This window comes from Nocardia sp. CC201C, assembly GCF_030010695.1.
Taxonomy (GTDB): Bacteria; Actinomycetota; Actinomycetes; order Mycobacteriales; family Mycobacteriaceae; genus Nocardia; species Nocardia otitidiscaviarum.
Map to the genome: position 1 here is coordinate 1 of NZ_JASCXP010000301.1, position 9,152 is coordinate 9,152.

The 9,152-nt window shown below is 68.1% G+C and carries 12 protein-coding genes; 7 read left to right on the forward strand and 5 right to left on the reverse strand.

Translation table 11 applies throughout. The features are described 5' to 3' along the window. Positions 1–85 precede the first annotated feature (85 nt). The 5 genes from QK444_RS25880 to QK444_RS25900 are packed head-to-tail and all read left to right on the forward strand — an operon-like array spanning position 86 to position 4,805. The gene (locus QK444_RS25880; protein WP_282784574.1) at positions 86–1,054 is read left to right on the forward strand and encodes a DUF58 domain-containing protein; all 969 of its coding nucleotides are present in this window, start codon (positions 86–88) and stop codon (positions 1,052–1,054) included. Next, positions 1,051–2,061 carry a VWA domain-containing protein gene (locus tag QK444_RS25885; RefSeq protein ID WP_282784557.1) on the forward strand — a complete coding sequence of 337 codons (1,011 nt, stop codon included), beginning with the start codon at positions 1,051–1,053 and terminating at the stop codon, positions 2,059–2,061. Before QK444_RS25880 ends, QK444_RS25885 begins: the two co-directional genes overlap by 4 nt. Positions 2,062–2,111: 50 nt before the next feature. Next, on the forward strand, positions 2,112–2,828 hold the full coding sequence (fabG1, locus tag QK444_RS25890) for a 3-oxoacyl-ACP reductase FabG1 (RefSeq protein WP_143981143.1): 717 nt from the start codon (positions 2,112–2,114) through the stop codon (positions 2,826–2,828). 59 nt (positions 2,829–2,887) lie between these two features. Beyond that, positions 2,888–3,724 carry an NADH-dependent enoyl-ACP reductase InhA gene (gene inhA, locus QK444_RS25895; RefSeq protein ID WP_029928678.1) on the forward strand — a complete coding sequence of 279 codons (837 nt, stop codon included), beginning with the start codon at positions 2,888–2,890 and terminating at the stop codon, positions 3,722–3,724. Positions 3,725–3,767: 43 nt separating this feature from the next. Then, complete coding sequence (locus tag QK444_RS25900; protein ID WP_282784561.1) at positions 3,768–4,805, forward strand: ferrochelatase; 1,038 nt, start codon at positions 3,768–3,770, stop codon at positions 4,803–4,805. 75 nt (positions 4,806–4,880) lie between these two features. Here the strand turns inward: QK444_RS25900 and QK444_RS25905 are convergent, their stop codons facing one another. The 3 genes from QK444_RS25905 to QK444_RS25915 form a co-directional block, all read right to left on the reverse strand. Next, on the reverse strand, positions 4,881–6,032 hold the full coding sequence (locus QK444_RS25905; RefSeq protein ID WP_282784576.1) for a DUF5925 domain-containing protein: 1,152 nt from the start codon (positions 6,030–6,032) through the stop codon (positions 4,881–4,883). A gap of 68 nt (positions 6,033–6,100) precedes the next feature. Next, positions 6,101–6,322 (reverse strand): hypothetical protein, encoded by a 222-nt coding sequence (locus QK444_RS25910; RefSeq protein WP_282784563.1) that lies wholly within the window; start codon positions 6,320–6,322, stop codon positions 6,101–6,103. Then, a complete protein-coding gene (locus tag QK444_RS25915; protein WP_282784565.1) occupies positions 6,319–6,921 on the reverse strand; it encodes an acyl-CoA thioesterase domain-containing protein in 603 nt (200 codons plus the stop codon). The genes QK444_RS25910 and QK444_RS25915 overlap by 4 nt, the downstream gene beginning before the upstream one ends. Positions 6,922–7,188: 267 nt before the next feature. On the opposite strand from QK444_RS25915, the gene QK444_RS25920 reads away from it, so the two are divergent. Continuing rightward, positions 7,189–7,692 (forward strand): DinB family protein, encoded by a 504-nt coding sequence (locus QK444_RS25920; protein WP_282784566.1) that lies wholly within the window; start codon positions 7,189–7,191, stop codon positions 7,690–7,692. Here QK444_RS25920 and QK444_RS25925 read toward each other — a convergent pair. Continuing rightward, on the reverse strand, positions 7,671–8,078 hold the full coding sequence (locus QK444_RS25925; protein ID WP_282784568.1) for a hypothetical protein: 408 nt from the start codon (positions 8,076–8,078) through the stop codon (positions 7,671–7,673). The two genes, QK444_RS25920 and QK444_RS25925, sit on opposite strands and share 22 nt — an antisense overlap. Before the next feature lie 55 nt (positions 8,079–8,133). Between QK444_RS25925 and QK444_RS25930 the strand changes: the two genes are divergently transcribed. Then, a complete protein-coding gene (locus tag QK444_RS25930) occupies positions 8,134–8,385 on the forward strand; it encodes a hypothetical protein (protein ID WP_282784570.1) in 252 nt (83 codons plus the stop codon). Between the two features lie 212 nt (positions 8,386–8,597). Here QK444_RS25930 and QK444_RS25935 read toward each other — a convergent pair. Beyond that, the coding region (locus QK444_RS25935; RefSeq protein WP_282784572.1) for an HNH endonuclease signature motif containing protein at positions 8,598–9,152 on the reverse strand (555 nt) is incomplete at its 5' end.

Consider the following 9,152-nt stretch of genomic DNA (forward strand, 5'->3'; position numbering starts at 1 on the left):
GCCGCAGCCGCCCAACGGCCAGATGTCGGGCGCGGGCCAGCCGCAGCCGAAGTAGGTGGCCACGGAACCGGTTGCGCCCGTGACGATGTCGAACCTCAGCGGCAGCTCCCATGCCCCGCCCTCGTTCCGGTCGGGCAGTCTCGACGACCCGAAGCTCGCGGCGGCGTTGAAAACCCTCGAGCTCACCGTGCGCCGCCGCCTCGACGGCGTACTGCACGGCGACCACCTGGGCCTGATCCCCGGCCCGGGATCCGAACCCGGCGACGCCCGGATGTATCAGCCGGGCGACGATGTGCGGCAGATGGATTGGTCGGTGACCGCCCGCACCACCCACCCGCACGTCCGCCAGATGGTGGCCGACCGTGAGCTGGAGACCTGGCTCGTGATCGACCTGTCGGCCAGCCTGGACTTCGGCACCGCGCTGTGCCAGAAGCGCGATCTCGTCGTCGCCGCCGCGGCGGCGGTCACCCACCTCACCAGCGGTGGCGGCAACCGGATCGGCGCGGTGGTCGCCAACGGCGAGCGGCTCATTCGAATTCCCGCCCGCACCGGGCGCATTCACGCGCAATCCATGCTGCGCACCATCGCCACCACCCCGCACGCCCGCGACGGGGTGCGCGGTGATCTGCGCGGCGCCATCGAGTCGTTGCGCCGACCGCAGCGCAAACGCGGTCTGGCCGTGGTGATCTCGGACTTCCTCGGCGATATCGACTGGCAGCGCAGCCTGCGCGCCATTTCGGCCCGCCACGATCTGCTCGGGGTCGAAATCCTCGATCCGCGCGACCTGGAACTGCCGGATATCGGCGATGTGGTGCTGCACGATCCGGAGACCGGGCGCACCCGCGAATTCAGCGTGACTCCCACGCTGCGCGCCGACTACGCGCGCGCCGCGCAGCAACACCGCCAGCAGGTCGAGACCGCGCTGCGCGGCTGCGGCGCCCCCGTGATGCCGCTGCGCACCGATCGGGACTGGATCGCCGACGTGGTCCGGTTCGTGTCCACCCGGCGCCATACCTTCGGCGCCCCGAATTCCGGGCGGGTGCCGCGCCAGTGACTTTCTCACTCTCGAATTTCGAACATATCGGCTGGCTGTTCTTCCTCCTCGTGGTGGCGGCGTTCGCGCTGGGCTATGTGGTGGCGCAGCGGCGGCGGCAACGCCATCTCATGACCTTCTCCAATATGGAGATGCTGGAGAAGGTCGCGCCGAAACGGCCCGGGGTCGGGCGGCATGTGCCGATCGCGTTGCTGCTGGTCGGCCTGACGGCGCTGACCGTCGCGGCGGCCGGACCCACCGCGGCGCAGAAGGTGCCGCGCAACCGGGCGACCGTGGTGCTGGTCATGGACGTCTCGCTGTCCATGGAGGCCACCGACGTGCCGCCGAGCCGCCTTCAGGTGGCGCAGCAGGCGGCCAAGGAGTTCGCCGACGGCCTCACCCCCGGCATCAATCTGGGCCTGGTGACCTTCGCCGGTACCGCCTCGGTGCAGATGCAGCCCACCACCAAGCGCGAGGCGGTGAAGGCGGCCATCGACAACATCAAGCTGTCCGAGCGCACCGCCACCGGTGAGGGCATTCTCACCGCGCTGCAATCCATCGACACCCTGGCCGCGGTGCTGGGCGGCGCGGAGACGCCGCCGCCCGCGCGCATCGTGCTCATGTCCGACGGCAAGCAGACCGTGCCCGACGACAAGGACGTCGACAATCCCCGGCACGCCTTCACCGCGGCGCGGCTGGCGAAGGAGAAGGGCGTCCCGGTCTCGACCATCTCCTTCGGCACCACCTGGGGCACGGTCGAGATCCCGGACCAGGACGGTACGGGCGCACAGCGGGTGCGGGTGCCCGTGGACGACGATTCGCTGCACGAGATCGCCACGCTGTCGGGCGGCGAGTTCTATTCCGCGTCCAGCCTGGAGGAACTGAACCAGGTGTACGACACCCTGGAGCAGCAGATCGGCTACGAGATGACCATGGGCGATGCCAGCCGACCGTGGCTGATCCTCGGCATGCTGGTGACCGCCGCCGGCGTCGTGACGGCTCTGGTCTATCGTCAGCGCCTGCCGTAATTCGCCTACCGCGCGCCGAGCCATCACTACGAACAGATAGGTTGACTCATATGTCGAACTTCACTTCCCGGTCGGTACTGGTGACCGGCGGTAACCGCGGCATCGGACTCGCGGTCGCCCAGCGTCTGCTCGCCGACGGACACAAGGTGGCCGTCACGCATCGTGGGTCGGGGGTGCCGGAGGGTCTCTTCGGCGTGAAATGCGATGTGACCGACAGTGAGTCGGTGGATGCCGCCTTCACCGAGGTGGAACAGCATCAGGGTCCGGTGGAGGTGCTGGTCGCGAATGCCGGCATCACCGACGACACGCTGCTCATGCGCATGAGCGAGGAGCAGTTCACCCGCGTCATCGACGCCAACCTCACCGGTGCGTTCCGCTGCGCCAAGCGCGCGAATCGCGCCATGCTGCGGGCCAAGTGGGGGCGGATGATCTTCCTGGGGTCCGTGGTCGGTCTCGGTGGTGGCCCCGGCCAGATCAACTACGCCTCCTCCAAGGCCGGTGTGATCGGACTCGCTCGTTCGGTCACCCGCGAGCTGGGTTCGCGCAATATCACCGCGAACGTGGTGGCACCCGGTTTCATCGAAACCGATATGACCGCCGAGCTGCCCGATGACCTGCGCGATACCGCCAAGAAGTTCATTCCGCTCCAGCGCCTGGGCCAGCCCGAGGACGTCGCGGCCGTGATCAGCTTCCTGGCCTCCGAGGATTCGCGCTACGTCTCCGGCGCCGTCATCCCCGTCGACGGCGGCATGGGCATGGGCCACTGAGGCCCGCTCCCGATCCCACAGGCCCGCAATACTTGTCAACGAGGAGAACCGACCAACCCATGAGTGGACTGCTCGCCGGAAAAACCGTCCTCATCACCGGCATCATCACCGATTCGTCGATCGCCTTCCACGCGGCCCGGGTCGCGCAGGAACAGGGCGCGAAGGTGATCATCACCGGTATTCCGGAGCGACTGCGGCTGATCGACCGCATCGCCAAGCGCCTGCCCCAGGAGGTGCCCCCGGCCATCGGCCTCGATGTCACCGACGAGGTGAACCTGGCCGACCTGCCCGCCAAGCTGCGCGAACTGGCTCCCGAGGGCATCGACGGCGTGCTGCACTCCATCGCGTTCGCGCCCAAGACCCTCATGGGTCCGGAAGCCGTGCCGTTCCTGCAGGGCCCCGGCCCGGACGCGGCCAAGGCGTTCGAGATCTCGGCCTGGAGCTACGCCTCCCTGGCCCGCGCCGTGCTGCCGGTCATGAACGAGGGCGGCTCCATCGTGGGCATGGACTTCGATCCGCGCACCGCCATGCCGTACTACAACTGGATGGGCGTGGCCAAGGCCGCGCTCGAATCGGTGAACCGGTATGTGGCGCGAGAAGTGGGCGAGGCCAAGCGGATTCGCTCCAACCTCATCGCCGCGGGCCCGATCAAGACCCTGGCCGCCAAGGCCATCGCGGGCACCGCCACCGATGACGCCAAGCAGTTGAACATGCTCAACACCTACTGGGACGGCGCCTCACCCATCGGCTGGGACGTGGACGATCCGACCGTGGTCGCCAAGTCCATCGCGGCGCTGCTCTCGGACTGGCTGCCCGGCACCACCGGTTCCATCATCTACGTGGACGGCGGCGCGTCGCACAACACCTGGTTCCCGGAGAACGGTTTCGGCGACTAGTCCGGATTGCGATAGGCGAGATTGCGATAGGCGAGGAGGATCCGTGGCTGTCGACGCACTGCTACTGCTGTCCTTCGGCGGCCCGGAGCGCCCCGAGGACGTGATGCCGTTTCTGGAGAACGTCACTCGGGGCAGGGGAGTGCCACCCGAACGCCTCGCCGAAGTCGCCGAGCACTATATGCACTTCGGCGGGGTATCGCCGATCAATGCGCTCAATCGCGACATGATCAAGGCGATCGAGGCCGAATTCGCCACGCGCGGTATCGAACTGCCGGTGTATTTCGGCAATCGGAACTGGCATCCGATGGTCGAGGAGACCGTGGAGCGCATGCGCGCCGACGGTGTCCGGTCGGCGCTGGTCTTCCCCACCTCCGCATGGGGTGGGTATTCCGGGTGCCGTCAGTATCACGAGGACATCGCGCGGGCGCGGGCGGCGGTGGCCGATGCGCCGCAGTTGGTGAAACTGCGGCAGTTCTTCGACCATCCGCTGTTCGTCGCGGCCGTCGCCGACGGAATTCGCGCGGCGCTGGGCGCATTGCCGGACGATCGGCGGGATCGGGCACGGCTGGTGTTCACCGCGCATTCCATTCCGGTCTCGGCCGACAATGCCGCCGGTCCGCCGGGGGAGGGCGGCCTCTACAGCGCGCAGGTCGCCGAGGCGGCGCGGCTGGCGGCGGCGGCCGTCGGCATCGACGAGTTCGATGTGGTGTGGCAGTCGCGGTCCGGGCCGCCGCAGGTGCCGTGGCTGGAGCCGGATATCGTCGATCACCTCGATGCGCTGCACGAACGCGGGGTGGACGCGGTGGTGGTGTGCCCGGTGGGGTTCGTCTCCGATCACCTCGAGGTGATCTGGGATCTGGACAATGAGGCCAAGGCGCGCGCGGACGAATACGGTATGGCGTTCGCACGGGCCGCCACACCCGGTACGGATCCGCGCTTCGCGGACATGGTCGCCGCCCTGGTGGAGGAGTACCGGAGTGGGGCCGAGCCCGTGCGCTCGAGCGCGATGACCGCTCTGGGCTGCACTACGAACGGCGCACCGTGCGTTCCCGGCTGTTGCGAGCCGCCCGCGCGCCGCTGAGCGGTACGGGCGTTCGCGTCGTCGTGCCACGATCGGCGCGGCGGGTGGGCCGACAGTCGGGAGATCAACACCTGCTCACAGGTAGCCGCCCGCCGTCGGGGCGGTGGGAACGGCCTGGATGCGATCCGTATCGTCGCGTGCGGCAATGAGTTCCGCGAGGGTCATGCCGTCGGAGCCGACCACCGGCCGCGGGCGGTCACCGAGTTCGCGCGCCAGCCACGCGGTGGCCTCGGCGAACCCGAGCGGGCCGACCTCCAGCTGGGCCAGGCATCGACCCGGCCGCACCACGGCCGGATGCAGGCGGGACAGGTTCTCGTTGGTGGTGATCGCCACCAGCACATCGCGTCCCTGTCCGAGCATGCCGTCGGTCAGGTTCAGCAGCCGCGACAGTCCCTGTCCGGTGGTCTCCTTCGCGGAGCCGCGGATCAGTTCGTCGCAGTCCTCGAGGACGAGCAACCGCCAGCGCCGCTTGGTCTCGTCGTAGGTGTCCACGCCGATGGCGACCTCCATCAGGTAGCCCGGATTGGAGAACAGCACCTCGGGGTCGAGCACGCAGTCCACCTGGCACCAGTCCGCCCACTCCCGCGCCAATGCCCGCAGCGCGGACGTCTTCCCGGTTCCGGGCGGCCCGTGCAGCAGCAACAGCCGCCCGCTGACCTCCTCGGCCCGCAGCGCCATCAGTCGGCTCAGTGCGGCCGCGACATCGGCGCTGTAGTTGCGATCGACCTCCGCCCACGCGTCGGCGGTGATGGTGCGCTCCCGCCGCTGCGGCCCATGAGCACCGTTGTGCCAGAAGCCCATCGACACCCGACTGGCATCCGGCTCCGGCTCGACGGTGGCGTCGGCGCTGCACGCCGCGACGACCGCACGCGCCAGTTCCGCACTGCTGGCACACACATCCAGCGACGCACTCCCGGTCTTGCGCCGCACCACCCGCAGCGTCCACCCCGTCCCGACCGACAGCACCGCCTCGGTGCCGTCGTCATCACTGGTCCGCAGCACCCGCGCATCCTCGGGCCGCAACGGCGCATCCGGCTTCACATGCTCCAACTGCACCGACACCGCATGCGGCTGCTCCCCACCGAGAAACGGCGCCAGCCCCAACGCGTCGATCACATCGCGGGGCGAATCGGAGTCGTCGAGATTCATCACCCACGAGAGCGCATCGGCCACCGACCCGGCGTTCTCCACCCGATCGATCAACCGAAGACGTTCCTGCGGATTCATGGTCACCCGACGATGATCCGCACAGACCGACATCGGGTCCACCGAATTTCGGAAATTCGTCCGGTAACTCAGTGCAGGGTCGGGGCCGGGATGGATCTGGATTCGGCGAAGGCGGCCATGTCGACCTGGCGGCGGGCGTTCGAGATTCCGGTGATGACGGCTGTGCCCAGGGGGCCGTGGCGGTCGTACATGGTGGCGGTGGCGACGACGATGCCGTTGGCCGAAACGTGGTCGCGGGCCCGGAGTCCCAGCTCGTGGCCTTCGGGGAGGCGGGCGAGGGTGACGGTCACATCGCTGTTGATATAGCCGACACCGTCGGTGCCCAGTTGCACACGAGGTTGGTGGCGTCGCCGACGAAGGCGGCGCGCTGGAACGGGGAAATGGGCTCGCCGTCGACCAGGGCGGGGAGGTTGTACCAGACGCTCTTACGGTCGCTGTTGCGGCCGGAGGCGAAATCGCCGGTCCAGTCGGCGGATCCGGATTTGAACAACGGGGGATCGCCGTGCTCACCCGCCAGCCGTCGCGCCGGAACCGGTAGATCCCGCACCGGTTCCCACACCTGCCCGGGCGGCGGCTCGGTGACCGCCAGGTACATCACGCTCGCCCGTGCGTGTACGGTGCCGTGCTGCACGATCGACGTATCGACCACTCGCACCCGATTCCCGTCGCGGACCACCTCGGCGTGCACGTCGATCGGTTCGTTGAGCACCGGGCGGAACAGATCCGCGGTGAACCGCGCGGGAAGGAACCCCGCCGGAGCATGGAACTCGGCTTCGCGGGCCAAGAGCCCGCACACCGCCGTCCCGGCCAACTGTCGAGCGGACCACGCGCTCTCCGCCATCTCGGTGGCACGATAACGCCCGTCGACCACGGTGAAGAACGCCGTCATCCGCTCAACTCCTTCTACGGGCGAACCTTATGTATTAGAACATGTTGCAGAGCGGGGGTTCGCGGGTGGTACGCGCCTACCGAGGCTGGGAACCAGGTATGGTTCAGGCAGGCATATCGCCCACGCTCGGTCCGCCATCCGCGGCGAGCAACTCTCTCCCGGTCGTTCACCAGCGCCGGATGCTTCCCTTCTCCCCCGATCAGCCGCTGAGCGGTCACGCCGCGCCATCGAGGGCCATTTGCTGCCACAGAACGGAGTTGAGAACCCATGACCACCAACCGAATCACGAATGGCGTCGAACGCACGCTCCTCGACAACACCCTCGACCGCAACCGCGAAGCACTCATCGCGACCGCGCGCGGCCTGTCCGACACCGACGCCCGCCGCCGACTCGTCACCTCGCTGACGACGCCGATCTCCCTGCTCAAACATGCCGCCGCCGCGGAACGAATCTGGTTCCAGCGTTTCTGGGCTGGACTCGACGCATCCGAATGCGACGGCTACGCGCACCGCGACGAGGGCACCTTCACCGTCACCGCCGACGAGTCACTGGCCGACGTCATCGCCGAATTCCAACGCGCCAGCCAGCGATCCCGCGAGATCGCCGCCCACTTCGACCTCGACGACATAAGGGACATCCCGCAGGAGGGCACGATCAGCCTCCGGTGGACCCTGCTCGCCATGATCGAGGAATTCGCCCGGCACGCGGGCCACGGCGATATCCTGCGCGAACAGATCGACGCGGTCGATCATGGCCCGCGCAACCGGTGAAAGCGGCCCCCGACATGCAGGGCTGCCAAGAGCAGCGCCGTGACGACGATGGGGGCGTAGTACAAGGCCACCGGTAGGCCGAGAATTGCCGACAGCGATATCAGCCCCACGGTCAGCAGGGCCGCAGCGCTCCACTCTGCCGTGCGGGTCGGGTTGAGTGCGGGCAACGCGGATATCGCGGTCGAACAGGCGATCAGAATTCCGAGTCGCCAACCGTAATGGGCGAATAGTGAACTCGTGCATGCGGTATCGGCGTTGATGATTTCGCAGGTGCTCACCTGATAGAAGGGCTCGGATGCGACGAAGAAACCGTAGCCGCACACTACGAGCGCGAATACCGTCCACACGGCCCGCACGCCGATGGTTCCGTCGACCCGCACGTCCATCCCTCCTTCTTGCCGAACCTCATTATCGGTTCGGTTCGTTACTACACTGCTATCCGTGATCGCGGCAGTGTCCTTCGTCGTCGTGCTGAGTGTTCTCGCGGTGTGCCAGGTCGCGCTGGCGTGCGGGGCTCCTTGTGGAGCGTTCGCGTGGGGCGGCGGTCGGCGAGTTCTCCCCGCGCGCTTGCGGATCGCCAGCGGCATGAGTCCGCTGTTGTACGCGGCCTCCCGAAGCAAGCCGGAGCGCTACGTCATGACGCCCGTCTCGCTGGCGCTGACGGTGACGAGTCTCCTGGTCGCCTTGGGGTGAACCGCTGACGCTCACTGCGAACGGCCGCCCTGGTACACGATGAAGAGTGGTCCATGCAGCGGGTGCAGGTGGTGTTCGCGATTCCGCAGGGCGTGTAGAGGGCGGATAGTCCTGGTTTCAGGGCCAATTCCGCCGCGCGGCACGGGTATTCGCCGTGCGGGTGCGCTGCTGGTGTGCGAATCGCTGAGAACCCAGGGCCTTGCGGGGCGGCACTATTCGCGGGCGCGCTGGGGTTCGCGAGGATGCCGGGCTTCGCGGTCGTGGCCGGATTCGTGGTACCTGGACTCGTGGCCGTGGCGGGATCTGTGGTGTTGGGATTCGTGACTGCCGCCGGGTTCGCGGTGTCCGAGCTCGCGACTGCCGCCGGGTTCGCCGTGGCCGAGCTCGCGACCACCACCGGGTTCGCGGTGCAGGGATTCGCGACCATGCGGCTCGCACGCGGGGTAAGACTCCCGGCGGCGGGATACGCTCGTGCGGTCGGCCAGCAGCCGGGCGCGGCGGCGGTTCACGCTCACGGCGAGTACCTGTTCGGGGTGATGGAACCGATTCACCCGCGCCCGCCGTCGCGGATCCACCGAGACCGGTGGACAGAACGCCGTCCGCCCCGCATCCACGCCACCAGCCGGGACACGGTGGGTGGCCCACCCGCTCGGATCCTCCGGGTCGGCGGTGATCTGCGCATGATGGGCATCGCACACCAAAGTGAGATTGTCGATATCGGTCGGGCCGTTCGCCGCCCACGGAATCAGGTGATGCATCGCGCACAT

Bases quoted from the DNA above. Each gene is read 5' to 3' on its own strand.
- fabG1 (WP_143981143.1), top strand. From the start codon at position 2,112: ATGTCGAACTTCACTTCCCGGTCGGTACTGGTGACCGGCGGTAACCGC.
- QK444_RS25915 (WP_282784565.1), bottom strand. From the start codon at position 6,921: ATGACGGCGTTCTTCACCGTGGTCGACGGGCGTTATCGTGCCACCGAG.
- QK444_RS25905 (WP_282784576.1), bottom strand. From the start codon at position 6,032: ATGAATCCGCAGGAACGTCTTCGGTTGATCGATCGGGTGGAGAACGCC.
- QK444_RS25925 (WP_282784568.1), bottom strand. From the start codon at position 8,078: ATGGACGTGCGGGTCGACGGAACCATCGGCGTGCGGGCCGTGTGGACG.
- QK444_RS25880 (WP_282784574.1), top strand. From the start codon at position 86: ATGTCGAACCTCAGCGGCAGCTCCCATGCCCCGCCCTCGTTCCGGTCG.
- QK444_RS25920 (WP_282784566.1), top strand. From the start codon at position 7,189: ATGACCACCAACCGAATCACGAATGGCGTCGAACGCACGCTCCTCGAC.
- inhA (WP_029928678.1), top strand. From the start codon at position 2,888: ATGAGTGGACTGCTCGCCGGAAAAACCGTCCTCATCACCGGCATCATC.